Origin of the sequence: Gardnerella sp. DNF00983, from assembly GCF_049244265.1 — a bacterium.
Lineage (GTDB): Bacteria > Actinomycetota > Actinomycetes > Actinomycetales > Bifidobacteriaceae > Bifidobacterium > Bifidobacterium vaginale_J.
Genome location: NZ_CP058392.1, coordinates 471,222 through 497,585 on the forward strand (window position 1 = coordinate 471,222; position 26,364 = coordinate 497,585).

Annotated in this window: 20 protein-coding genes and 2 tRNA genes; 15 read left to right on the forward strand and 7 right to left on the reverse strand. The window is 41.9% G+C overall.

The annotated features are described in order from the left end of the window. Positions 1 to 18 precede the first annotated feature (18 nt). The 6 genes from purD to purT all read right to left on the reverse strand — a co-directional run bounded on the left by purD (position 19) and on the right by purT (position 10,193). Positions 19 to 1,290, reverse strand: coding sequence for a phosphoribosylamine--glycine ligase (purD, locus tag HXT34_RS01640; RefSeq protein ID WP_421785172.1), 1,272 nt, complete (start codon positions 1,288 to 1,290; stop codon positions 19 to 21). Between the two features lie 79 nt (positions 1,291 to 1,369). Beyond that, the gene (gene purM / locus HXT34_RS01645) at positions 1,370 to 2,404 is read right to left on the reverse strand and encodes a phosphoribosylformylglycinamidine cyclo-ligase (protein ID WP_421785174.1); all 1,035 of its coding nucleotides are present in this window, start codon (positions 2,402 to 2,404) and stop codon (positions 1,370 to 1,372) included. 80 nt (positions 2,405 to 2,484) lie between these two features. After that, entirely contained in the window at positions 2,485 to 3,972 is a 1,488-nt protein-coding gene (gene purF, locus HXT34_RS01650; protein WP_415687976.1) for an amidophosphoribosyltransferase, read from the reverse strand. Positions 3,973 to 4,053: 81 nt separating this feature from the next. Beyond that, a complete protein-coding gene (locus HXT34_RS01655; protein WP_421785177.1) occupies positions 4,054 to 7,809 on the reverse strand; it encodes a phosphoribosylformylglycinamidine synthase in 3,756 nt (1,251 codons plus the stop codon). A 142-nt stretch (positions 7,810 to 7,951) separates the two neighbouring features. Further along, a complete protein-coding gene (purC, locus tag HXT34_RS01660) occupies positions 7,952 to 8,734 on the reverse strand; it encodes a phosphoribosylaminoimidazolesuccinocarboxamide synthase (RefSeq protein ID WP_415687978.1) in 783 nt (260 codons plus the stop codon). 175 nt (positions 8,735 to 8,909) lie between these two features. Continuing rightward, positions 8,910 to 10,193, reverse strand: a complete 1,284-nt coding sequence (gene purT / locus HXT34_RS01665; protein ID WP_421785179.1) for a formate-dependent phosphoribosylglycinamide formyltransferase — start codon at positions 10,191 to 10,193, stop codon at positions 8,910 to 8,912. 585 nt (positions 10,194 to 10,778) lie between these two features. On the opposite strand from purT, the gene HXT34_RS01670 reads away from it, so the two are divergent. The 7 genes from HXT34_RS01670 to HXT34_RS01700 all read left to right on the forward strand — a co-directional run bounded on the left by HXT34_RS01670 (position 10,779) and on the right by HXT34_RS01700 (position 17,306). Continuing rightward, positions 10,779 to 10,854: transfer RNA gene (locus tag HXT34_RS01670), tRNA-His, on the forward strand. 147 nt (positions 10,855 to 11,001) lie between these two features. Next, complete coding sequence (locus tag HXT34_RS01675; protein ID WP_421785480.1) at positions 11,002 to 11,211, forward strand: hypothetical protein; 210 nt, start codon at positions 11,002 to 11,004, stop codon at positions 11,209 to 11,211. Beyond that, entirely contained in the window at positions 11,133 to 13,700 is a 2,568-nt protein-coding gene (locus HXT34_RS01680; protein WP_421785181.1) for a DNA translocase FtsK 4TM domain-containing protein, read from the forward strand. The genes HXT34_RS01675 and HXT34_RS01680 overlap by 79 nt, the downstream gene beginning before the upstream one ends. An 81-nt stretch (positions 13,701 to 13,781) precedes the next feature. Beyond that, positions 13,782 to 14,462 carry a CDP-diacylglycerol--glycerol-3-phosphate 3-phosphatidyltransferase gene (gene pgsA / locus HXT34_RS01685; RefSeq protein WP_421785411.1) on the forward strand — a complete coding sequence of 227 codons (681 nt, stop codon included), beginning with the start codon at positions 13,782 to 13,784 and terminating at the stop codon, positions 14,460 to 14,462. Positions 14,463 to 14,529: 67 nt separating this feature from the next. Continuing rightward, positions 14,530 to 15,261, forward strand: a complete 732-nt coding sequence (locus HXT34_RS01690) for a CinA family protein (RefSeq protein WP_415687981.1) — start codon at positions 14,530 to 14,532, stop codon at positions 15,259 to 15,261. A gap of 205 nt (positions 15,262 to 15,466) precedes the next feature. Next, positions 15,467 to 16,606 carry a recombinase RecA gene (gene recA / locus HXT34_RS01695; RefSeq protein WP_415683806.1) on the forward strand — a complete coding sequence of 380 codons (1,140 nt, stop codon included), beginning with the start codon at positions 15,467 to 15,469 and terminating at the stop codon, positions 16,604 to 16,606. 31 nt (positions 16,607 to 16,637) lie between these two features. Then, positions 16,638 to 17,306, forward strand: a complete 669-nt coding sequence (locus tag HXT34_RS01700; protein WP_415683807.1) for a regulatory protein RecX — start codon at positions 16,638 to 16,640, stop codon at positions 17,304 to 17,306. Between the two features lie 59 nt (positions 17,307 to 17,365). On the opposite strand, the gene thrC is transcribed toward HXT34_RS01700, so the two are convergent. Continuing rightward, complete coding sequence (gene thrC / locus HXT34_RS01705; protein WP_415686648.1) at positions 17,366 to 18,892, reverse strand: threonine synthase; 1,527 nt, start codon at positions 18,890 to 18,892, stop codon at positions 17,366 to 17,368. Positions 18,893 to 19,060: 168 nt separating this feature from the next. Here thrC and HXT34_RS01710 point away from each other — a divergent pair, with 168 nt between their 5' ends. From HXT34_RS01710 to HXT34_RS01745, 8 genes are all read left to right on the forward strand, one after another. Then, complete coding sequence (locus tag HXT34_RS01710) at positions 19,061 to 20,371, forward strand: glutamate-5-semialdehyde dehydrogenase (RefSeq protein WP_421785185.1); 1,311 nt, start codon at positions 19,061 to 19,063, stop codon at positions 20,369 to 20,371. A 529-nt stretch (positions 20,372 to 20,900) separates the two neighbouring features. Beyond that, positions 20,901 to 21,419, forward strand: coding sequence for a phosphoribosylglycinamide synthetase (locus HXT34_RS01715; RefSeq protein ID WP_410294615.1), 519 nt, complete (start codon positions 20,901 to 20,903; stop codon positions 21,417 to 21,419). Then, positions 21,409 to 22,221 (forward strand): nicotinate-nucleotide adenylyltransferase, encoded by an 813-nt coding sequence (gene nadD / locus HXT34_RS01720; protein WP_421785187.1) that lies wholly within the window; start codon positions 21,409 to 21,411, stop codon positions 22,219 to 22,221. Before HXT34_RS01715 ends, nadD begins: the two co-directional genes overlap by 11 nt. A 96-nt stretch (positions 22,222 to 22,317) precedes the next feature. Beyond that, entirely contained in the window at positions 22,318 to 23,340 is a 1,023-nt protein-coding gene (locus tag HXT34_RS01725; RefSeq protein ID WP_421785189.1) for a ribose-phosphate diphosphokinase, read from the forward strand. Positions 23,341 to 23,431: 91 nt separating this feature from the next. After that, positions 23,432 to 23,502: transfer RNA gene (locus HXT34_RS01730), tRNA-Gln, on the forward strand. 114 nt (positions 23,503 to 23,616) lie between these two features. Beyond that, complete coding sequence (gene glmU, locus HXT34_RS01735; RefSeq protein WP_421785191.1) at positions 23,617 to 25,026, forward strand: bifunctional UDP-N-acetylglucosamine diphosphorylase/glucosamine-1-phosphate N-acetyltransferase GlmU; 1,410 nt, start codon at positions 23,617 to 23,619, stop codon at positions 25,024 to 25,026. A gap of 36 nt (positions 25,027 to 25,062) precedes the next feature. Further along, on the forward strand, positions 25,063 to 25,485 hold the full coding sequence (gene rsfS, locus HXT34_RS01740; RefSeq protein WP_415683811.1) for a ribosome silencing factor: 423 nt from the start codon (positions 25,063 to 25,065) through the stop codon (positions 25,483 to 25,485). Between the two features lie 21 nt (positions 25,486 to 25,506). Beyond that, the gene (locus tag HXT34_RS01745) at positions 25,507 to 26,325 is read left to right on the forward strand and encodes a histidine phosphatase family protein (RefSeq protein WP_421785194.1); all 819 of its coding nucleotides are present in this window, start codon (positions 25,507 to 25,509) and stop codon (positions 26,323 to 26,325) included. The last annotated feature ends 39 nt before the right edge of the window (positions 26,326 to 26,364 follow it).

A 26,364-nucleotide genomic window follows, 5' to 3' on the forward strand; every position in this document is an offset into this window, starting at 1 on the left:
CTAATTTTAATTAACAAACTATTTTAAAGCTTTTTCTGCGATATCATGCCTAAAGAACATGTGCGGAAGATTGAGCTTATCTAATATGCTGTAAACGTTGTTTTGAGCGTCTTTTACGTCGTCTCCATGCACTTGCACAAGAGCTACTCTGCCTGAAGAAGTAAGAAGTTTTCCGCTTTCTTCATCGTTTTTTACTCCTGCATAATACACGTGCTGACCTTGATTTTCGTCAACAGGAATTTGAGGAAGTTGAGTTCCAGTAACTAAAGTGCCAGGGTAGCCTTCGCTAGCAATGATTACGCCGAGCGTAACACCGCTATTTTTCCAAGTAAAAGTAGGATTTTTATGCTGCAAAATATTCCATATAGCTGCACCAAAATCTGAAGTAAGGCGAGGAAGTACAACTTCTGTTTCTGGGTCTCCAAAACGAGCATTAAACTCAATAACTTTAGGACCTGTTGCTGTATCAATTAAGCCAGCATAAAGCACACCGGTAAAAGGCGTACCTTCTTTAGCTAGTCCTTCAACAGTCGGTCGCACAATTTCGTCGATAGCGCGCCCAACTGTTTCGTCGCTAATTTGTGGAACAGGGCTATAAGCTCCCATGCCGCCAGTATTTGGCCCTTTATCGCCGTCATAAGCACGCTTGTGATCTTGAGAAATAGGCATAACCCAAAAATCAGTTCCGCTTACGAAACTCATAAGCGAAAACTCTTGACCTTGCAAAAATTCTTCAATAACAACTTTTGCTCCAGCTTGACCAAAACGGTGATCGACAAAAATGTCTTCCAAAGCTTCAACTGCTGTTTGCTCATCCATAGCAACAGTAACGCCTTTTCCAGCAGCCAAACCGTCCGCTTTAATAACAATTGGAGCACCATGCTCAATAACGTATGCGCGTGCCGGTTCCAAAGCGTCAAATGTTTTGTAGGAGGCAGTTGGAACGTTGTGACGAGCCATAAGCTTTTTTGCGAAATCTTTAGAGCCTTCAATTTGAGCTGCGGCTTTGTTTGGACCAAAAGCTGGGATTCCTTGAGATTCAAAATCGTCAACAATGCCATTCATAAGTGGAACTTCAGGACCAATGAACGCAAAATCGTAGTTATTTTCTTTAACGAACTTAATAAGAGCGTCATGATCTGATTGACTTATGTTTACAGTTTGAATTCCATCTGCTGCAATACCAGGATTTCCAGGAGCAACAGTTACTTCTTCAACGCTTTCTCCTTTAAGTAGCGCGTGTGCAATAGCGTGTTCGCGAGCGCCAGAACCAACTACTAAAACTTTCATTTTTAATCCTTTATTGCTTTAAGATTTTGCTATCTACTGTTTTGCAGCTTTATATTTTTCGGTTTTGCGGTTTTGCAGCTTACAACAACTCAACTGCAGCGTTTTCGCGCTTAGCCATTTTGCCAATAATATAAGCTGTTTCGTTATGCTCGTTTAGTATGCGCATTGCCTCGTTTGCTTTGCTTTCATCAACTGCCAAAACCATGCCAATGCCCATATTAAAAACGTTGAACATTTCAGAGTGAGCAACTTTTCCAGCTTTTTCAATAACATCAAAAATAGGTGGAACGCTCCAGCTAGTAGTGTCAATTTTTGCAGCTAAATCGTCTGCGTACATGCGCGGAACATTTTCAATAAATCCGCCGCCTGTAATATGAGCAACTCCCTTAATAAGATGCTCAGCAAAAAGTGGCTTCAAAGCTTTTACGTAGATTCGAGTAGGTTCAAGAAGAACTTCTCCAAGTGTTTTGCCATTAAGCTCATCTAGCTTGGTGTCAACGCTAAAACCTGCTTCTTCAAACAAAGCTTTGCGAACAAGAGAGAATCCGTTTGAATGAACTCCTGAAGAAGGAAGTCCAATAAGCACGTCGCCGGCAGTAATAGTGGATCCGTCAACAATATTCGAACGTTCTGCAACGCCTACTGCAAAACCTGCAAGATCGTACTCGTCTTCGTCGTACATTCCAGGCATTTCAGCAGTTTCTCCGCCAATTAAACCTGCTTCTGATTGCACGCAACCATCTGCAACGCCTGAAACTACTTGCTCAAGTATTTCAGGATTGTTTTTTCCGCACGCAATGTAATCGAGGAAGAAAAGCGGCTCGGCACCTTGAGCTGCAATATCGTTTACGCACATTGCAACGCAATCAATGCCAATAGTGTCATGCTTATTCATCATTTTTGCAATCACAAGCTTGGTTCCAACGCCATCCGTGCCAGAAATCAGCACTGGCTCTTTGTAACCAAGAGATGCTAAATCAAATAAGCCGCCAAATCCGCCAATGCCACCTACAACGCCTGGGCGCTTTGTGCGATTTACATGAGATTTAATACGACGTACTACTTCGTATCCTGCTTCTACGCTTACGCCAGCTTCTTCATATGCGTGTGGCATATTTGTTCCTTTCGTAACAATGTTATAAGTATTTTCTTAAGTTTTATTTATAAATTGCAATGAACAATTAAATTATTAAGTTATATAAGATTTTCGTGCGAATATTTACTGTGCTTCCTTACTTCTTGCAAATGTTCGCGTTCTTCAGGAGTAAGTGAAGCCAAGAATTCTTCGCCGTAATCGTCTAGTGCAGTAGGGTAGTCGCCATTAAAGTAAGCAACGCACAAACCGCCATAAGGCGCAGGCTTTTTTAATCCAATCGACTCGACTAATCCATCTAAAGACAAAAATGCTAAGGAATCTGCATCGATATACTCGCGAATTTCTTCGACTGAATGCTTTGCTGCAATAAGTTCCTTCGTGGTTTGAATATCGATACCGTAGAAGCAAGGATATTTAAGCGGAGGAGAAGAAATACGCATATGTACTTCTTTAGCACCAGCTTCTCGAAGCAATTGCACAATGCGCTTAGAAGTAGTTCCGCGAACAATCGAATCGTCAATAACGATAACTCGCTTTCCTGCAACCACTCCGCGAACAGCAGAAAGTTTCATACGAACGCCTTGCTCGCGTAATTCTTGAGTTGGTTGAATAAAAGTGCGTGCAACATACTGGTTTTTAATCAATCCCATTTCGTTTGGAATTCCGCTTGTTTCAGCGTATCCTGCAGCAGCAGAAAGTGAAGAATTAGGCACTCCAATAACCATATCTGCTTCAACAGGAGATTCTTTAGCTAAACGCGCACCCATGCGCTTTCGCACAGAATGAACATTAATACCGTAAATATTAGAATCTGGGCGAGCGAAATAAATAAATTCCATTGAGCATACTGCATGCTGCACGTGCTTTGTATATTGCTCAATAGTGTAGCCATCGTCATTAATAACAATGATTTCTCCAGGCTCAATATCACGAATGAACTCTGCTCGCACAATATCAAGCGCACAAGTTTCAGAAGCAAGCACGTATGCGCCGTTCTTCATGCGACCAAGCGAAAGAGGGCGGAAACCATTTGGATCAGTTGCTCCAATTAGTGCATCTTGAGTAAGCAATAAGTAAGCAAAACCGCCATGAACAGTTTGTAAAGCTTCTTTTAGGCGATCCATAAAAGAAGCTTTACTGGAGTGGCGAATCAAATGCATCAATATTTCAGTATCAGAATTTGAGTGGAATATTGAGCCTTTATCTTCCAAAGAATTACGTAGGCTAGTGCAATTCGTCAAATTTCCATTATGCGCAAGAGCTACGTCTCCATCGTGGAAACGGAACAGGAAAGGCTGAATGTTATCAACGCTTCCAGAACCTGCAGTAGCATATCGCACATGACCGATAGCTCGGTTTCCAGTAAGACGATCCATAACTTGTTCATTGCTAAATACTTGAGTTAGCAATCCCAATCCGCGATACCCATGCAATTTGCCATTGTCGTTAGATACAATGCCGGCACCTTCTTGTCCTCGATGCTGTAGCGCATGAAGTCCAAAATATGTCAGCCTAGCTGCATCTTGATGACCCCACACACCAAATACGCCGCATTCTTCGTGAATATCTTCAAGTTCTGCAGACATTCATACCCCCTAATAATCGATGATTGTAATCGTCGAATTTGTAGTTATTTTGATACAAGTTTTGCAACTGTAAACTAAAGCTCATGCAGTGAAATATTCAACGCCAGCTTCAAACAATGGTTGCTCATGGAAATCAGGAATATTGACATACAAGTCACGACCTGCGCGCTCGCAATGTCCCATTTTTCCAAAAACTCTACCGTCTGGGCTTGTAATACCTTCTACTGACATCATTGAGCCATTAGGATTTACGTTTAAGCTCATACTTGGTACGCCATTGCTGTCAACATATTGTGTAGCTATTTGACCGTTGTTAATAAGCTTTTCCATAACTTCTGGCGTTGCAATAAAGCGACCTTCTCCATGAGAAATTGCAACAGTATGCATGTCTCCAACTTGCGTATTTGCTAACCATGGTGAAAGATTTGAAGCAACTCTAGTGCGAACAATCCTACTTTGGTGTCTGCCAATAGTGTTGTAGGTAAGAGTTGGGCAGTTAGAATCCATAGGAACAATATCTCCAAAAGGAACCAAGCCCAGCTTAATAAGCGCTTGGAAGCCATTGCAAATTCCAAGCATTAAACCGTCACGATTATTAAGCAAGTCACGAACTGCGTCTGTTACTGCTGGATTCCTAAAGAATGCTGTAATGAATTTCGCAGAACCGTCCGGCTCGTCGCCTCCGGAGAAGCCTCCTGGAATCATTACAATTTGACTCTTTTTAATCTCTTCAACCAATTTCTCAGCTGATTGTGCAATATCTTTTGCACTTAAATTATTAATAATAAGCGTATGAGCGTCTGCTCCAGCTTTTTCAAAAGCAGCTTGAGTATCGTATTCGCAATTATTTCCAGGGAAAACTGGGATAATAACGCGCGGATGCGAAAGCGACTTTAGTTTTCCTGTGTGCATGCGGTCTGTAGTAGGAACATTAGTTTTGTTATTAATAGTTTCTACAATCTCGCCAGGCTTTTTATACGGGAAGATTGAAGAAAGTTCGCTTTCCCAAACCTTTTGCAAATCACTTAAATCAATTTCTTCGCCATTTGATGAAGTAATTGCGTAATTTTCAGTTGTTTCGCCAACAATCTCAACGTCAACCAAGCTTGTATTAGCTAAAGATGGAACTTCAGCGTCTTCCTTGAGTTCAACGTAGAAGCTTCCATATGCTGGCTTAAATAAATCATCGTCGCTTAAATTGTTGAATAATTTAAGACCAATATGATTTCCAAGCGTCATTTTGAATAAGCTTTCTGCGCTAGCACCGTAGCCAGGAGTAGATATAGCAAGAGCTTGCTTGTTTTTCGTAATATTTTCTACAATTTCTAGTGCTTTCAGGAAGCTTTCTTTTTCTGGAGTAATTCCGTCGGATTTATACTTTGGAGCAATACGTATAACTTTATGATTTACACCCTTAAATTCAGGTGAAACAGTTAAACGTGCGTCTCCAGTAGAAACAGCAAACGAAATCAAAGTTGGTGGCACATCCAGATTTTCAAAACTGCCGCTCATAGAATCCTTGCCGCCAATAGCACCAACGCCAAAATCAATCTGCGCACTTAAAGCACCAAGAACTGCTGCAGCTGGCTTTCCCCAACGCTCTGGAATATCGTGAGGCTTGCCAAAATATTCTTGCAAACTCAAGTAAGCACGTTCGCGCGTGAAACCGCTAGCTGCTAGCTTTGCCAATGATTCAACAACAGCAACATAGGCACCAGTGAATTGGTTTTTTTCCATTAAATACGGATTAAAGCCCCAAGCCATTGCGGAAGCTGTGTTTGTTTCGCCAAATACTGGGAATTTAGCAACCATAGCTTGAGCAGGAGTAAGCTGGCGACGACCGCCAAAAGGCATAAGCACAGTAGCAGCGCCAATAGTAGAATCAAATCGTTCAGATAAGCCTTTATTTGAAGCAATATTAATATCCGAAACTAAGTTATGCATGCGCTTTTCTAACGGCAAATCTGACTGATTCTGCCATGGAGTTTCGTAAGATTCTCCACTTTCGATATGCAGTATCTGCTGTTTTGGAGCGCCATTAGAAGCTAAGAATGCGCGGCTTAAGTCAACAATGGTTTTTCCTCGCCAAGTCATTCGCATTCGCGCTTCTTCAGTAACAGTCGCTATTATTTCTGCTTCAAGATTTTCTTCACGAGCATACTTCAAAAATTCTTCAGCATCACTTGACGCAACGTCAACAGCCATGCGCTCTTGAGATTCAGAAATAGCAAGCTCAGTGCCGTCGAGACCTTCGTACTTTTTAGAAACTTTGTCGAGATTAATGGTTAAGCCGTCGGCAATTTCGCCAGTTGCGACAGAAACGCCGCCAGCGCCAAAATCGTTGCAACGCTTAATAAGTTGGCAAGCATCCTTGCGTCGGAAAAGTCGTTGGAGTTTTCGCTCAATAGGAGCATTACCTTTTTGAACTTCAGCTCCGCACTCTTCAATACTTTCAACATCTTGAGCTTTAGAAGCGCCGGTAGCACCGCCAATGCCGTCTCTGCCAGTGCGTCCGCCAAGAAGAATAATCACATCTCCAGGAGCTGGAGTTTCTCTGCGCACATGGTCGGCTGGGGTAGCGGCAACAACCGCACCAACTTCCATACGTTTTGCAACATAGCCCGGGTGGTAAAGTTCGTGCACTTCGCCAGTAGCTAAACCAATTTGATTTCCGTAAGAAGAGTAGCCGGCTGCAGCAGAAGTTACGATTTTTCGCTGTGGCAGCTTACCGTTTAAGGTTTCGCTAATAGGAGTGCGTGGATCTGCAGCACCAGTTACTCGCATTGCTTGATACACGTAAGAGCGTCCAGAAAGAGGATCACGGATGCAGCCACCAATGCAAGTTGCAGCTCCACCGAAAGGCTCAATCTCTGTAGGATGATTATGTGTTTCGTTTTTAAACAGGAACAGCCAATCCTCATCGTGGCCGTTTACATCAACATTAACTTTTACTGTGCAAGCGTTGATTTCTTCTGACTCGTCCAAATTTTTAAGCTCGCCAGTATGCTTTAAGTATTTTGCGCCAATAGTTGCCATATCCATAAGGCAAACAGGCTTATTTTCGCGATTTAGTTCTTTTCGCAAATCAAGATAACGGCTAAATGCTTCTTGAACAGTGTTATCGTCAATAGAAATATCTGTAAGCTCGGTGCCAAAAGTCGTGTGACGGCAGTGGTCGGACCAGTAAGTATCAATAACGCGAATTTCTGTAATAGTAGGATTTCTATGTTCTTCACGGAAATACTTCTGGCAGAACTTTGCGTCAGCCAAATCCATTGCCAAACCGCGAGTATTAATAAAGTCTTGTAATCCAGCTTCGTCTAAATCGTTAAATGAACTAATTACTTCTACATCAGATGGTACAACTGCTTCTCGCTGTAAACTTTTTACCTCATCAAGTGAAGCTTCTCGCGCTTCAACAGGATTAATAACGTAGTGTTTAATATCGTTTAGTGCTTTTTCGTCAAGATCACCTTTTAAAGCGATTACTCTAGCAGTGCGCACCGTTGGGCGTTCGCCTTGACTAATAAGTTGAATGCATTCGCTAGCAGATTGCGCACGCTGATCGAATTGACCAGGCAAAAATTCTACAGCAAATACGTGCTCGTCGGTTTCAATAGGCAAGTAATCGTAAGTATTATCAACTGGAGGTTCGCTCAATACCGTTTGCACAGCATTGTCGAATAAATCTTTGCTTATACCTTCAACGTCATAACGGTTAATAATTCTTGCGGAAGTAATCGCGCTTATGCCAAGAATCTCCCTAAGCTCATGTAAAAGCTGTTGCGCTTGAACGTCAAAACCAGTGCGTTTTTCCACATATACGCGAAATACCACGAGAAACCTACCTTGTTGAATGTGCGGTATGAATGCAGTGTTTATTGTTGTATTGGTTTTAAATTATAAATATTAAATTATTCAAAATCACATTAAGAATGCATGTGGCTCGCACCCTTAAAGGTACGAGCCACAACAATCATTATCGTTCTACGCAATCGTCAGGTTTGCGCACAGAAACATCCAAGCCTTCGCTTTGAGCTAAAGATGCAAGCCTATCGTGAATTTCTTCATAAGCAGGAATGATGTCGCCTAAGTCGCGTCTGAACAAGTCCTTGTCCAAATGACTTACCTCATTCGTACCAGCATTGCGCTTATCCCAAAGTCTGCAAGTATCTGGAGTTATTTCGTCAGCGAGAAGAATATTACCTTGCGCGTCTACGCCCTCTTCAATCTTGAAGTCAACAAGCTGAACATCAATCTTGGAGAAAATATCCAACAGAGCATTGTTAACAGCATGAGCTTGACGAGTTACTTCCGCCATTTCTTCATCTGTTGCTAATCCAAGAGCTACAACGCCTTCTGGATTAATAAATGGATCACCAAGCTCGTCGGACTTTACGCAGAACTCCAACAATGGCTTCTTTAAAGGTGTTCCTTCTTTAACGTTATAACGTTTTGCAAAAGAACCTGCAGCAGTATTTCGCATAATAATTTCCAGTGGGAACATGCGCATACGCTTTACAAGTTGTTCAGTATCGGAAATTCGTCCGAGGAAGTGGCTTTTTACGCCGCGCGCCTCAAGTAAATGGAATAGTAAAGAAGTAATCCGGTTATTTAAACTGCCTTTACCTGCAATCTGAGCTTTCTTCAGACCGTTACCAGCTGTTGCCTGGTTCATGTATTCAACCCATAGCACATTGGTGTCATCGGTAGCATACAGTTTTTTGGCTTTGCCTTCGTACAACTTCTCAAGTTTTTCCATGATATGCCCTCTCTTATGTGCATTCATAGTTGTAGGCGCAAACCAACAATATTTGTAGGTTTACCTGACCTTTGCCAGCACGATTAGCGTAACAATTGTTACCTACAAAATTTCCCTTCGCGCATACTGTAAATTATTATCTTTTTTAACTCTTATGCCTTAATTTTCAATGTATCTAAGCATTTGTTTGTGTAGTTTTTAGCGACATAGCGATGCGTGTCGCATTTTCTCTAGCTTCTTCCTGCGTTAATCCAGTAGCTAAAGAAACTGCCATGCGCCTGTGACCATGTACGGAAGGCTTAGCAAAAATGCGCAAGTTGCATCGATTATTTTCGCCAGATTGCAAAGCTTGAGCAATATTCGTAAAACCAACAGATCCTTCCGCTTTAATAACAATGGCGTGACTTGCTGCAACTTCATTATTTTTCAAAGAAAGCTCAGTATAGTTAGATGTAATTGGGACTCCCAAAATAGCCAATGCGTGTAATGCAAATTCACTGTAATGCTGCGAAATCATAGTTACCATGCCAGTATCGTGTGGGCGAGGTGAAAGCTCATTAAATAACAGTGAGCCATCTTTTAATACAAATAGCTCGACTCCATAAACGCCCCGACCTGTTTCGCCAGCTTCTTGCGCAATATCAGTCAAACCTTCTACAGCACGCTTTGCAATATCTTTCGCATTAGTGCGGATCGATTCAGGAATATTTGCAGGCTGCCAAGATTCTCTATAATCTCCGTCTTGCTGACGTTGAGCGATCGGCTCACAAGTAGTAATTCCTGCGCAAGAGCTTATTGTAAGTACTGTAAGCTCATAATCAAGCGGAGCTAAAGCTTCAACAATAACGCGTGAACACTCGTTTTCATGACCAGCTGCCGCACGCCTGCCATGCTGAGCTTCATTCCAAGCTGCAAGCAAATTTTCAGAACTACGAACTATTGACTGGCCGTGACCAGAAGAACTCATAACAGGCTTAACTACACAAGGATATCCAACTTTTTTAGCTCCATCCTCTAACTCTTCATAAGATGAAGCGAAACAATACGGTGTAGTAGGCAGCCCTAAATCTTCGTGCGCAATCCTACGCAAACGCTCGCGATCCATTGCAATCGCGGCGATATCTGAGCTAGGGACAACCTGGATATTATTATTCGCTGCATCTTTCAAAACTTCAGTAGCAATAGCTTCAACTTCAGGAATGATAATATCAGGATTCACATTTGAAATAAGTTCTTGTAATTCTTGCGGATTCGACATATCTAGCACATGATATTCGTGAGCTATTTGCATTGCAGGAGCGTTTTTGTAGCTATCGGCAGCGCATACTCGCACGCCTAATCGCATAAGCTCAATCGCAATTTCCTTGCCAAGCTCGCCTGAGCCAAGAAGAAGTGCCGTCGTGTTGTTGCTGTTTTCAGTTACGCCAAAAATGCGCTGATTTTGCTCAGAAAAACTCATACACTCATTGTTGCATTTGCCATTGTCGAACTAAGCAATTTTTACTTGGTGTGGTGCGAGTTTTGGCTGGTGTTTGGCTGGTGGGTTTCTATATGTGGCTGTGAGAGGTGGGTGTTACTTGTCTCGCAGCGCTCCGCTCTTATACCTTATTTAGACTTAGCGGTTGCGTAGTTAAGTTTAGTTTTTTACTTACTTTTTCTGCAAAAATAGTATTCGTCAACGAGATTATTACTATCGTTCCGCTTTTATATTGCTCGACCAAGCAACACCCACCCCTCACTACTAGTAAAACCGCTAGTGTTCTGTGGTGTGGTAGGAGTGTCTGGTGTGATATGTGCAGCAGCAATGACGCTAGTGTTCTCTAATCAGCGAATACTCAACGTCTGCAGAGCACAACTGCAAAACTTCATAAGCATACAAACATTCAATAAGTGCGAAAAATCGAAAAATCTCCGCAACACGAATATGAGTATGATGAATAGAAATATATATTACGACGCGCCGAGGTGTGTTGTGCTAGCGTAAATCGAGGAAATCGTGTATAGTATCCCTTTGTTGTGTGATTCGATTCGTTTCGCGCACATGGTGGCTATAGCTCAGTCGGTAGAGCATCTGATTGTGGTTCAGAAGGTCGCGCGTTCAAGCCGCGTTAGCCACCCCACTTAAACGGCTGGTAATTGACCAGCCGTTTTTTGTTAGTTTTGTAACCCTTCAAGCCGAACAGTACATAGGGTAAACTGATATGGTTAGGGTGTTTCCCGACTTAAATTGTGCGTGCGCAATGAAGTAATGCACAGAAGGAGTATTTATGGCTGGTAAGGCTTCACCTAGTGAACCATTGTGGGAGACAATTCTCCTGTTTGTGCCTAGAACTTTAGGAAAGTTAGTGCGCTCGCTTTTGGTGTTGGAGAGTACGATGAGGCATATCGCAGGGACGGTTTGTGCTTCGTTATGCTTGTTCTTGCGATTTTATTCTGCGCATCAGAATGGTTTAGAGTTAGTGGATTTATTGGAGTAGGTCTCCATTTTGTGTCTTCTAGTTTGCTTGGAATTATGAGCGTTGTTCTGCCTGTGTGGTTAAGCGTTGTCGCTTTTAGGTTGATGCGTAACAGTGGAGCTGGCTCTGGTAATCCTCGTGTTATTAGCGGATTTATTATTCTATTGTTGTCTGTTTGCTCAATTCTTGATATTTCTTCTGCACCTCGCGGAAAAGCGTTTAATTTAGACACTGTGCAAAAGTCAGGTGGGTTGTTAGGTTTTGTGCTTGGATCTCCGCTATCGTGGGGTCTTTCTCGTATTTTTGCAATTATTATTTTTGTAGTAGCTGCTATTTTTTCGATATTAATGATTACTCGCCTTCATGTAACTGATATAGCTCAAAGTGTTGCTACTATTTTTGCTAAATATAACAGTAAAAAGTCTTCTGAAGATTTAGGAAACTCTGAAGAAGATAATTCTGAAAGCAAAACCAATTCTTTGGAATTTGCAGATGGCGTGCCAACTCACAATGAAGAATCGTCTAAAAATAATAGCGGATCTTCTCAAATGTCTTCTGTGTTGAAACTGTTTAAATCATTCTTTAAGCGTAAAAACAGTAGTAATAATGGAGAATTGCTTGACGAATACGCCGGAGATGATGCATTTTCACATGCTGCTTCTCACGGTAATAGTGTAGATAATCTTGAACGAGTTGAACCTCGTAAAGCAAGAACTGTGAGCAGCTCTTCAGATAATAATGCTGCAAATAATTCTCAATTTGAAAATGCCGATAATAATTCGAGTCAAGTTACACCTAGAAGTGTTTCATCTTCATCAAAGCTTGTTCCTGAAGAAATATTGCCAAAAGCTCCTATGAGTGATTCCTCTTTACCTGCAAGCGATCCATGGTCAAGTATTCCAGCTGAACGTATGGATCAATATCGCAGAGATCAAGAAGATTCAGATGATGAAAATGATGCCGGCAGCGAAAATGGTGCTAGCAATAATAATGAGCCTTCTTTTGATTCTTCTTCTGAACCTTACAAGCTCCCTGATTTGAATCTTTTAGCTTATGGCAAGCCTCATGCTGCTAGAACTCCAGCAAACGATAACGTTATTCGTGCGCTAACTTCTACTTTTGAGCAATTTGACGTCGACGCTCACGTTATCGGATTCCTTAGAGGTCCATCTGTTACGCAGTACGAGGTTGAGCTTGGTCCTGGTGTAAAAGTTGAAAAAGTTACGAATTTGCAAAAAAATATTGCATATGCTGTAGCTAGTACAGATGTGCGTATTTTGTCGCCAATTCCAGGAAAGTCTGCTATTGGTATTGAAATTCCAAACGTCGACCGCGAAATTGTGCATTTGGGAGATGTTCTGCGCTCGCAAAAAGCTATGAGTGACCCTAATCCTATGCTTACAGGCGTTGGAAAAGATGTTGAAGGTCATTTTGTAACGGCAGCTCTCGATAAAATGCCGCATTTGCTTGTCGCTGGTGCTACTGGTTCTGGTAAGTCGAGTTTCATTAACTCAATGCTTACTTCGATTATTATGAGAGCAACTCCTGAGCAAGTTCGCATGATTATGGTCGATCCTAAGCGTGTGGAGCTTTCTGCGTACGCTGGCATTCCGCATTTGCTTACGCCTATTATTACGGATCCTAAGAAGGCTGCGCAGGCTCTTGAGTGGGTTGTTAAAGAGATGGATGCTCGCTACGACGACTTGCAATTCTTCGGTTTCCGTCATGTTAAAGATTTCAACAAGGCTGTTCGTGAAGGAAAAGTTCACGCACCGGCTGGATCTGAGCGAAAAGTTGCTCCATACCCGTATTTGCTTGTGGTTGTGGACGAGATGGCTGATTTAATGATGGTTGCTAAGAACGATGTTGAAAGTTCTATTCAGCGCATTACTCAGCTTGCTCGAGCTGCAGGAGTGCATTTGGTTCTCGCTACTCAGCGCCCGTCTGTTGACGTTGTAACAGGCTTGATTAAGGCGAATATTCCTTCTCGATTGGCTTTTGCTACTTCGTCTGCTACTGATTCAAGGGTTATTCTCGATACTGTTGGCGCAGAAACTTTGATTGGTCAAGGCGACGCTTTGTTCCTTCCAATGGGTGCTGCAAAACCTCAGCGTGTGCAGGGATCGTGGGTGAGTGAATCTGAAATTCGCAAGGCTGTGGAGTACGTGCGCACTCAGCGCAAGCCAAAGTATCGTGAAGATATTGAGCAAATGGCTCAAAAGGCGGATGCTCAAGCTCAAAGCAAGCTTAAAACTAGCGATATTGGCGACGATATGGACGAGTTGCTGCAGGCTGCTGAGCTTGTTGTCAGCTCGCAATTTGGCTCTACTTCAATGCTTCAGCGTAAGTTGCGCGTTGGCTTTGCAAAGGCAGGTCGATTGATGGATTTGCTTGAATCTCGAGGTGTTGTGGGACCTTCTGAAGGTTCTAAAGCTCGCGAAGTTTTGGTTCAGCCGGAAGATTTGCCAAAAGTTTTGGCTTTTATTCGTGGCGAGTCAGATTCGTTATAAGATATTGTATTGTTATGTGCAACACCAAGTTGTGTGATGTGCTAGAAGTTTTTACTTTGCAGTAGAATGAAGGTTATGCGTATGAAGAAAAAAGCTAAGTCATCATTTTTTGCTGGCTGGAATTATGCTCCAAATATTGTGACTTATATCCGTATTTTGCTTTCTATTGTTTTTATTGTTTTATATTTGAAAGCAGGCACATGGGGTTTTGGTTCAGTTTCGTTGCGTTGGGCTGCGTTTGTGCTGTTTGTTGTAGCTGCTTCTACAGATAAGCTCGACGGGTGGATGGCTCGTAAATATCATAAGGTTACAGAATTAGGTAAGTTGCTTGATCCAATTGCGGATAAAATCCTTATTCTAGCTGCACTTATTATTTCTTCTGTTTTCGGCGAAATTTATTGGTGGATAACAATCTTGTTCATGATTCGCGAAATTGCTATTACTCTTGTGCGAATTTATGTTGTTAATGTTCGTGGAAGAGTGATTGCTGCATCTTCTGCAGGAAAGTATAAGACTCTTACGCAATCGATTGGTATTGCAATGATTATTGCACCTCTTGTTGCAACTATTCATGCTAGTTCATTGCCTTCTTGGATAGTTTCCTACTATGCAGTGGCTTTCGGTTTGCTCGGTATTTCTTTGGGCTTCGCTTTCTACTCTGCAGTTTTGTATGTCTATAGTGCTTTCTTTGAAAGTTCTTCAGATAGCGAATCTCAAGTTGATGATGAAAAAAAATCAGTGCCTTTGCCTCCTGTGAAGTAAATAAAATCAATAAGTAAACTTCTTGTTTGTAGCTTACGGTTTTTCATAGATTATCCCTAAAGGGGTTATGCTGTGGAAAATCGTAAGCTACAATCATATCGAGCGTATTATGAATAATTCTTCAAGTTTTAATACAGTTTCTTTAGCTGCGAATCTATTGAAAAAAAGTTTTATTAAAGGAATGCATATTGCTTCAGCAGAGTCGTTAACTGGCGGGCTTTTGGCTGATGCTTTTGTTTCTGTTCCTGGCGCATCGCGAGTTTTTTGTGGCTCTGCTGTCACTTATGATATTCATGCTAAATCCAAAATTCTTGGCGTAAATTCTAATCTTTTACAATCTGAAGGCGCTGTTTGTCAAGATGTTGCTTTTCAAATGGCGATTGGAGCTGCTCAAATATATCGTGGCAGTGGATGGGCGTATGAGGAAGATTGTGAGTGTTGTGCAAATTTTCCTATTATTGGCTTGTCTACAACTGGTGTTGCAGGTCCTGGTCCTGATGGTAATAAACCAGCAGGTTTAGTTTATGTTGGAATATTTTTGCCTAAAGTTAATGCTGTTATGGATTCTGTTAAAAATGCGGCTCATAAAGAACTTGAAGATGGATGCGTGAGTAACGTCTATGATTATGATTTTGCTCAAATCGAAAGTCAAAGCGTGACTAAAATTGCGCAATCAAGTGCTGCTTTTGTTTTTGAATTGCAATTATCTGGCAGTCGTCAAGAAGTTCGCGAATCTACTGTATTTCAGTTGTTGCGAATTGCTAATGATTTGATTGCTTATGTCGAAGATTGTAAATAGTTGGATTGCAATCAAGACACGCGCTATCGAACAAATGTTCGCATATGTAGTATACTTGTGTTTGTCGAGATGATTTAAGCTGAGTTAAGCGTTTAAGTGCTTGGGTTAAATGTTTTATCCACATTGCATAAAAATGCTTGCACTTGAATCTAGTATGGAACTAAGGTCGTTCGATACATAACGGCATGCGAAAGGAGTAGCATACATGGCGCAAACAAAAAGTAAAGGCAATATTAATCGCCTTATTGATGCGGATAAAACAGATCCGCGTCGCCAAGCAGCGTTGGAAACTGCTTTAGCCAATGTTGAACGACAATATGGAAAAGGTTCTGCAATGCGCTTAGGTGATAGACCTATGCAAGATGTAGAAGTTATTCCTACTGGTTCATTAGCGTTGGACACTGCTTTGGGGATTGGCGGTGTTCCTAGAGGGCGAATAGTTGAAGTCTACGGTCCTGAGTCTTCTGGTAAAACAACTCTTGCTTTGCATATTGTTGCAAACGCTCAAAAAAATGGTGGGGTAGCGGCATTTATTGATGCTGAGCATGCGTTGGATCCTGTCTATGCTAGAAAGCTTGGAGTAGACACGGATGCTCTTATTGTTTCTCAGCCAGATAATGGTGAGCAGGCATTGGAAATTGCTGATATGCTTATTCGTTCTGGTGCGTTAGACGTTATTGTTGTTGATTCTGTAGCGGCATTGGTTCCTAAAGCTGAAATCGATGGAGATATGGGAGATAGCCATGTGGGCTTACAAGCTCGCTTAATGAGTCAGGCGTTGCGTAAGATGACTGGTGCTCTTTCACAAGCTGGCACTACTGCTATTTTTATTAATCAGCTTCGTGAAAAAATTGGCGTATTCTTTGGTAACCCTGAAACTACCACTGGTGGTAAAGCTTTGAAGTTCTATGCGTCTGTGCGCATGGATATTCGCAGAGTTTCTACTATTAAAGAGGGCGAAGAAGCTGTTGGCAACCGAACTAAAGTTAAGATTGTCAAGAATAAAATGGCTCCGCCTTTCAAAACTGCCGAGTTTGATGTTCTTTACGGAGAAGGCATCTCGACTGAAGGTTCTGTTATCGATATGGGACTGCAAGCTGAAGTTATTAAGAAATCTGGTTCTTGGTTTACTTATGACGGTGAGCAGCTTGGACAAGGTCGCGAAAACGTCCGTAAGTTCTTGAAAGATAATCCAGCTATTACTGAAGAAATTAGCGAAAAAGTCAAAGCTTCGTTAGGTTTAATGCATCCTGAAGATCAATTCGCTGAAGATTCTGAACTAGATCAATTAGATGATGATTCTGTAGCTAAAAATTCTGCACAAAAGTCATCCGAATCGAAGTAATAATAAGATTACAGTGTAAAGCGAATGCAATATGCCTATTAGTGTAGAGAGTTTTCTTCGTGATCATCCAGTAGAGCGTGCTGAAGAAGATGTCGAAAGTAATAGCGTAAAGCCGTATACTCGCAAAAAAATATCGCATAAGTCAGTACTTTTAAGCGCAAAAAATAATACAAAAAACATGCCGTATGTAAAAAACGCTAAAGTAAGTGATTTAAGCGACGAACTTTGCAATAGTAGTGAAGATGATTGTAGGGAAGCTGCTTTAAGGCTTTTAGATTATGCTCCTCGCTCTGTGATGGACATGCGCAAAAGGCTTAAAGAAAAAGGCTACACGGAAGTTGCTGTTGACGCGGTTATTCGTCGTTTGCTTGAGTTGCATCTTCTCGATGACAATCAATACGCACAAATGGTGATTCGCTCTTGCGCAGTGAGGCTTCTTGGTGCTAGAGCTACTCGAATGGAATTGCAGCGTAAAAATGTTGATCCTGCTGCTATTTCACAAAACGTAGCTTCTGCTCAAAATTCTGGAGTATTCACTGAAGCAGCTTGGGAACTCGGTCGCAAAACGGCTTCGCGCACAAGAAATCTTGAGCCTTTAGTTCGAAGACGAAGATTTTTTGCAGCAGCTGCAAGAAAAGGTCATGATTTAAACGTTATTAACGAAGTGTATGCAGCTTTATTCGAAAGTAATAACGAATGAATAGTAAAAGAGGCTGGCTTATACAAGTAAACCAGCCTCTTTCGCTTAAAACTTTATGATTATTTTGCGAAATTATGCGCTTGAGCTAAAACATACTCAGGCATATCTTCAACATTAATAACATCATTAAAGCGTGGAGATTTATGCTCAAGATCCCTAAGCATGCTTGGAGCTTTAGTTCCTGTAGCTTCACTAAGCGCATCCATGCATTTGAAATCATCCATATCTTGCACATGCTCAATATTCAAAGATTCAGCAACAACACGAGGGAATTTATACGGGCTTGCAGTGCTTAGCAATACTCTTGGCACGTTTTCGTCGTGTGGAATATGTTGCATAACGAAGAATCCGCAAGCAGTATGTGGATCGATCACATACTTGTACTTGTTCCAGCAGTCATAAATAGCTTCGCGAATTTGATCCTCATTTGCCCAACCGCAACCAAACAGTGAGCGAATCTTTGCAAGCACATTTTCTGGAATCTCAAAAGCACCCCACTGTTGTAAGTCGTTCATAAGCATTTGTATTAAACGCGTGTCTTTATCGCACATGTAATAAAGCATTCGTTCCAAATTAGAAGAAACTAAAATATCCATAGAAGGAGCAACAGTGTGATGGAAAGTGCGCTGACGGTTGTAAGTGCCGCTTACCAAAAAATCAAAAAGCACGTTGTTGCTATTGCTAGCAACAATAAGATGCTTTACTGGAAGACCAAGCATTTTTGCATAATATCCTGCGAGAATATCGCCAAAATTGCCTGTAGGAACGCAAAATTCCACTTCATCGCCAAGTTTTATAACTTCGCGTTCAACAAGCTGCTTGTATGCTGCAAAATAGTAAACAACTTGTGGCACAAGACGACCAACGTTAATTGAGTTAGCTGAAGACAATACTGTATTCGCATCTTCTTCAATATTTTTATTGAGCTCATTATTTGTGAAAATCTGTTTAACGCCTGTTTGAGCATCGTCAAAATTACCGCGAACTGCGCAAACTTTCACATTTTCGCCCACCTGCGTAGTCATTTGCAATTCTTGAACGCAACTAACTTTTCCTTCTGGATAAAAAGTAACCATAGAAGTGCCTGGAACATCAGCAAAACCAGCCAAAGCAGCTTTACCGGTATCTCCAGAAGTTGCAGTTAGAATCATAACGTTTTTTTCAATATCAGATTCGTTCTCGTGTTGAGTTTTAGTGCGAGACATTAATTGTGGCAACATTTGCAAAGCAACGTCTTTAAACGCGCAAGTAGGACCATGGAAAAGTTCCATCACAAAATCGCTAGTGTTTCCAAGCTGCTGGAGTGGAGTAATAGCGTTATTAGACCACTGATCGCCGTATGCCAGTTTAATGCAAGAAGAAAGCTCTTCTGAAGTATAATCTGGCAGTAATAGTTGTAAAATATCTTGCGCAATTTCTTGATACGATTTGCCTTGCAATTTAGAAATATCGTAACGCTCGCTACCAAGGCTATCAGCTACAAATAATCCGCCATCTTCAGCGATTCCCTTACGTATTGCTTCTTTTGATGTGAATGTTGGCTTAAGCGAACGAGTGCTATGGAAAATAGATGCATCTGATGCCATAATGACTCCGTAACCGTCTGTTTATAAAAAATATTTTTTATTTACATAGATTATTTATGTAAATTATTTACACAACTTATATCAAATTATGGTACCTGAAGCGCTGGGCGAATGGGCGTGTGCTAATCTCATATGTATAAATACTTTTGTTTTACTATTAATTAGTTGATGATTAGACAAGTAATCTACAGGGGGGAAACGTTGTCTGTTGATGATTTAGTGAATGCTCGTGCTGATTGTGCACGAAAAGCGTGGCGTAATTTTGCTCATGCAGATACTCGCGCAAAAAATGCGCTTCTTGAAAAAATGGCAGATGCTTTAGAGTTTGCAGCTTCAAATATTGCTGAGGCTAACAAAAAAGATCTTAAAGAAGCTGAAGCTAAGGGAATGGATGCTGGAAAGCTTGATCGACTTAAATTTGATGAAGAGCGAATCCAAGCTTCTGCAAAAAGCGTGCGAAAAATCGCGCAATTGCAAGATCCTGTAGGTCAAGTAGTTCGCGGATACACTCTTCCTAATGGAATTAAACTTTCGCAAATTAGAGTTCCAATGGGTGTTATGGGAATGATTTACGAAGCTCGTCCAAACGTAACTATTGACGTAGCTGCTTTGTGCATTAAATCTGGAAATGCTGCGATTTTGCGTGGTGGAAGCGCGGCTCTTCATACGAATCAGGCGAGTATTGAAGTTATACAATCAGTTCTTAAAAATTCTAACTTTAGTGCTGATTTGATTCAGTCTGTTGATGATTTAGGAAGAGACGGAGCTACGTCAATGATGCATGCTCACGGTCATATTGATGTGCTTGTGCCTAGAGGTAGTGCAAATCTTATTGCAGCAGTTGTTCAAGAATCTACGGTTCCTGTTATTGAAACTGGAGCTGGAAACGTACATATTTATGTAGATAAAAGCGCTGATATTAAAAAAGCTATACCGATTATTATTAATGCAAAAACTCAGCGAGTAGGCGTGTGTAACGCTGCTGAAAAATTATTGGTACATAGCGATGTTGCGCAAGAATTTTTGCCACAAATCGCTGCTGCTTTAGCTGAACATAATGTAATTTTGCATGCAGACGATAAATCTTACGATATTTTGCAATCCGCTAATATTCAAGGATTGCAGCTTGAGCGTGCCACTGAGGAAGATTGGAAGCGAGAATATTTGTCGCTGAATATGGGTGTGAAAGTTGTAGATGATTATACTGATGCAGCTTCTCATATTGCGAAATATTCTACTGGCCATACTGAAACCATTATTGCTGAAGATTACTCAACTATTCAAAGTTTTATTGCAAGTGTTGATTCCGCTGTAGTTATGGTAAATGCTTCAACGCGCTTTACAGATGGCGGCGAATTTGGTTTTGGTGCAGAACTTGGTATTTCTACGCAAAAATTACATGCAAGAGGCCCTATGGGTTTGCTTGAAATGACAACAACCAAATGGATCGGCTACGGAGATGGGCAAATACGTTTATAGTTTATTTTTTACATCTCAATGCGCACACTACTATTCGGTCTCGTGGATGTTTGTGTGGTGAGATTTGAGATTTTTCGCACTGATTGGATGCTTGCACGTTCATGAAGTTTTGCAGTTGTGCTCTGCAGACGTTGAGTATTTATTGCTTAAAGAACACTAGCACTCATGCTGCTGCACGCATCATGCCAGGCACTCTTCCTACCACAGCAAAAACGATTGTGATTGGAATTAACGAGTGAGTGATAGGAATTGCTTGGTCGAGCAATATAAAAGCGGAACGATAGTAATAATCTTGTTGACGAATACTATTTTTGAAAGAAAGTAAGTAAAAAAATTAAACTTAACTACGCAACCGCTAAGTCCAAATAAGGTATAAGAGCGGAGCGCTGCGAGACAAGTAATTCCTATCACTCACTTTTGCGTAAAATAAAATCGCAAATAAAGAAATCCCCTAAAACTCGCGCCACATTAAGCAAATTAAAAAGTAGATTTACTGGTTTTAATAGTTACGTGGCGGTAAGGTAAGAGTATGCCTAATAATGACGTGAATTTGAGTACCGCTGAAGCGCTTGATATTGCTGCTGAACGTTTGTCTATTGTGCGATATGTTTTTTTGGTGCAAATTGAAGATGGTATTGCTTCTGCATCGCAACGTTCATCGCTTGAGTATGCTGACGCAGTGTTAATGGGCTGGCCAGATTCTGATTCGAATGATGTGACTATTCCTGATGAAGCTTCGTTTAATAATGTTCTTGAAAATGTTCGCAATATGGAAAAGAATATTATTAAGTTTAGCGAATTAGAACGTGATCATGATATTGATGGCATGACATCCATGCTTGCTAAAATTTCGGAATCTGTAGCGAAAATTCGTGGTGCGTATCAACCAGATTTCCCTCTTCCAACTTTTGCCGAAATCCAGCGTGTTGTAAAAGATGAGTGGGATGAAGAAATGGGAAATATTAATCCGGATAGCGCAAATGTTGCATCTGGATTAGTGAATGAAACTCAAGTGGAAGACAAGGAATCTGAAGCGAATGAGTCCTGAAATTCACGAAGATGCAGAACGTCGCATGTCTGACCTATTTCATGGCGCGTTTACTGGTAAAGAAGCGGCTCCTCCTGCGGTTGTGAATTCAGTTCATAAACGTACTTCTGCTCGTGGCAATGTGCATGAACGTCAGCGCATTGGAATTATGGGCGGCACATTCGATCCAATACACAATGGCCACTTGGTTGCAGCTTCGGAAGTTGCTTGGGTTTATGATCTTGACGAAGTTATTTTCGTTCCTACTGGTAGGCCTGTTTTTAAGCTTGATAAAAAAGTTACGAATGCAGAAGATCGTTATTTAATGACTGTTATTGCAACAGCTTCAAATCCAAAGTTCACTGTTTCTAGGGTTGATATTGATCGCCCTGGAGTTACTTATACTATCGATACTTTGCGAGATATACGCGCTCAACATCCTGATGCGGAACTTTTCTTTATTACTGGAGCTGACGCTATTGCTGAAATAATGCAATGGAAAAATGCGCGCGAAATGTGGAATTTGGCTCGATTCGTGGCTGTTACTCGTCCTGGGTATTCGAGGCCAGAAAAGTTAGCAGATTCTAATTCTCTGTTAATGCCTCGCCAAATGCATACGAATGATACTGGTCTTGCAGCGAATCGTGACGATATGGTTCATTGTGATTCTACGCATTTGCCGGTTGATATTTTAGAGATTCCAGCGTTGTCTATTTCTTCTACTGATGTTCGTCGTCGAGCTGAGCATGGTGAGCCTGTGTGGTATTTAGTTCCAGATGGAGTAGTTCAATACATAGTTAAGCATGGTTTGTATCGTGCGTAATTATTGATTTTGTAGGCTTGTCGTTTATCGTCTGTGCAAAAAGTTAGTATTGATTATGTTCATTTCGCGAATTAAAGCGAACTAATGTTTGGAGATATGGTGAGCATCGTCCTTGAAGGAAAGCCAGATAAAAACCTTGTTCTCGTTACCGGTCGCACGCATCCGAAGCTTGCTCGTGATGTAGCTGATCAGCTTGGAATTGATGTACTTGAAACTACGGCATACGATTTTGCTAACGGCGAAATGTATGTTCGCTATACGCAATCTGTGCGTGGTACAGATGTATTCGTTATTCAAAGCCACAGTGATCCTGTTAACAAGTCCATTATGGAACAGTTAATTATGATTGACGCTTTGAAGAGGGCTTCTGCTCGTTCAATTACTGCAGTATGCCCGTTGCTTGGTTATTCTCGACAAGATAAAAAGCATCGCGGTCGCGAGCCTATTTCTTGCCGCTTGATGTTTGACTTGCTAAAGACTGCTGGTGCTGATCGCATTATGAGCGTCGATTTGCATGCAGCTCAGTCTCAAGGATTCTTCGACGGTCCTGTTGATCACTTGATTGCTATGCCAGTTTTGGTTGATTACGTACGTGATCGTTTCCGCGATGATCTTGCTAATGTGACTGTTGTGTCTCCTGATGCTGGTCGTATTCGCGTAGCAGAACAGTGGGCTCAACGCTTAGGCGGCGGTCCTTTGGCTTTTGTGCACAAAACTCGCGATATCACTTGCCCTAATAAGACGGTTGCAAATCGCGTTGTTGGTGACGTTGCTGGACGCGATTGCGTTATGGTTGACGACTTGATCGATACTGCAGGAACTATTGCAGGAGCTTGCAAAGTGTTGAAGGAAGCTGGAGCTAAGTCTGTTACAGTTGTTGCAACTCACGGCGTGCTTTCTGGTCCTGCAGTCGAGCGTTTGAAGTCTTGTGGTGCTAGGGAAGTTGTTTTGACTGATACTGTGCCTATTCCAGAAGAGAAGCGTTGGGATGGTTTGACTGTTCTTTCAATTGCTCCGCTTCTTGCAAGCGCTATTAAAGCAGTGTTTGAGGATGGTTCGGTTGCTAAGCTTTTCGACACTTATCCTGAGCATCACGGACAAGGATTCTTATTTGCTTAAGTATTGATTTCGTGCGGTTTGCTTTTCGGCACGCCAATTTGACGTTTTTCGATATTATGGCATAATAGTGACTTGGCGGTTTTTCCGCCGTTCCCTCATGGTGTAATGGCAGCACACGGGTCTTTGGAACCCTTTGTCTTGGTTCGAATCCAGGTGAGGGAGCTTGCTTAAAGCGCTACTCGTTAAATCGGGTGGCGTTTTTTGTTTTGAACGCTGCTAATAAGTAATAGAATTGAATACAGCGGAATTTATTGAAATAGTATAAGGAGCGTATGCGTGGAAAAGCATGATGTAACTGCGGCAATAATTTTGGCAGCAGGCGATGGGACGCGTATGCGTTCAGAAACTCCAAAAGTACTACATCCATTTGCTGGTAAAACATTTCTCAATCGTGTTATGGATGCCATGAATGGCGTAAATCCTAAAAAGCTAGCTGTAGTTGTGCATGCTCAAGCCGAACGCGTAGCTGCTGCTGCTGTTAGCTATAACGAAAATGTGCATATTGTAAACCAGGACGAAACTCCTGGAACCGGCAGAGCAGTGCAATGTGCTATTAAAGATCTTAACGGAATTGCTAAAAACGAAACTGGTGAAGCATTAAAAGGAGCTGTGCTGATTGCAGCAAGCGATATGCCGCTACTTGATACGCAAACTTTGCAATCTTTAGTTGATTTTCACAATAATAACAACAATGTAGCAACAGTTCTTACAGCAGTTTTAAGCGATGCGACTGGCTACGGTCGTATTGTGCGCGAAGCAAACGGTGACGTTTTGCGTATTGTTGAGCATAAGGATGCAAATGCTGGAGAGCTTGCTATTCATGAAGTGAACACTTCTGTATATGTATTCGATGCGACTGTATTATGTGACGCAATTGCAGGTCTTAACTCTCAAAATGCTCAAGGTGAGTTCTATTTGACTGATGCTTTGGAACATGCTCGAAAGTTTGGTCATGTTGGCGCAATGTCTGCTCCAGATCCGCTTACTGTAGAAGGCGTAAATAACCGTGTGCAATTAGCGGCGCTCGCAAAAGCACATAATAAGCGCGTGTGCGAAAAATGGATGCTTGAAGGCGTAACTATTCTCGACCCTGATACTACTTGGATTGAAGATAGTGTTACGCTCGCACAAGATGTTACCGTGCTTCCTGGATGCTTCCTTCAAGGTCGTACTACTGTCGCAAGTGGTGCTGTAGTTGGCCCTTACACGACTCTTATTGATGCGCAAATTGATGAGGATGCGGTGGTTGAGCGTTCGCGCGTACAGGAATCGCATATTTGTAGAGCTGCAAACATTGGTCCTTGGACGTATTTGCGTGCAGGAAACGTACTTGGTGAGGAAAGTAAGGCAGGAGCTTTCGTAGAAATGAAGAAAGCTCATATTGGAAACGGCACTAAAGTACCTCATTTAAGCTATATTGGCGATGCTGATTTGGGTGAGCATACGAATATTGGTGGCGGTACGATTACTGCAAATTATGACGGAGTGCATAAGAATCATACTACGATTGGTTCTGGTGCTCACGTTGGTGCAGGAAACCTGTTTGTAGCACCGGTTACTGTGGGAGATGGTGTTACTACCGGCGCTGGATCGGTGGTACGTCACGATGTTCCGGCTGATTCTATGGTGTATTCGGAAAATACTCAGCATGTAGTCGAAAATTGGAAGCCAGCTTGGGAACGCTAAAAAGCGTTTGTCGGAGAATTAAGGAGTAGTAACGTTATGACAGCTTTAGAAAGCTCAATTAGTGCAATTCGTATTGCTGCCGCTGCTGCAGACCGTTTGAAAGCAACGAACGAGCAGGCTTTTGATGTAAGCGATTTGCTTGGTATTACGGATGCTATGTTAGTTGTTTCTGCTTCAAATGAGCGTCAAGTATTGGCTGTTGCAGAAGAAATCGAAAAAGACTTGTACTTGAAAGACAACAAGCGCAAGGCATTATCTCGTGAAGGCTTGGAATTAGCACAGTGGATTTTGCTTGATTTTGGCGATTTTGTGGTTCATGTAATGCATGAGGAAGCACGAGCATTCTACCGCTTGGAACGCTTGTGGAATGATTGCCCGGCAATCGATTTGCAACTGCCAGAACATGCTAGCGAAACTGAACATGCTAGCGAAACTGAAGATTCTAACGAAACTGAATAATAAGAAAGTACGGTATAAACCATGGTTGATTTCGTAGAAAATGTTGCGAGTAACGTAAATAATTCCATTAATAGTGCGCACGAAGGAATTGCTCGCTCTGTTATGCTTATTCGCCACGGTCAAACTCCGTATAATGCACAGTTCCGTTTGCAAGGCATGATTGATATTGCTTTGGATGAGTCTGGAATGGATCAGGTAACTCGTTCTGGAAAAGCTTTGCGTGTGCTTTTTGGCGCTTCTGACTTAGAAGATCCAAAGGATCCGAACAGCGCTGAGCATGTGCGTATTACACCGGAAGAAGCGGATGCTAGTTTTGTGGCGATTGTTTCTCCGCTTATTCGCGCGCAGCAAACGGCTCACGCTTTTGCAGATAAGCTTGGGCTTCATGTGCATGTTGAAAATGGTGTGCGCGAGCGTTTCTTTGGCGAGTGGGAAGGTTTGAATCGCCAGCAGATTAGCGAACAGTGGCCGGAAGATTTCAAAGCTTGGGTTGAAGGTAAAGGCGGAGAGCTTCGTCATGGTGCTGAAGATAAGCAGGAAGTAGGAGAGCGCGCTGCTGCTGCAGTAGAAGATTGGACTCGCAAAACCGGTTCAGACCGTGATTTGCTAGTATTTTCGCATGGCTCTTGCCTTTCGCAAACTGTTCATAAACTGCTTGGATTAGATAAAGTAGATCCTTCTTACAAGACGATTGGCGGCATGGGAAACGGCCGTTGGGCGCGCTTAATTCCAAGCCTTAACGCGGATGGTTCGATTCATTGGCGTTTGGATGCTTATGATCAAGGTCCTGCAGCTGACCCTACAAGCCAGCGTCTTATTCGCATTTGGGGTGCTGCGTAATCTCTCCTTTACCGCTTAATTATCGAAAGCTACCGTTTA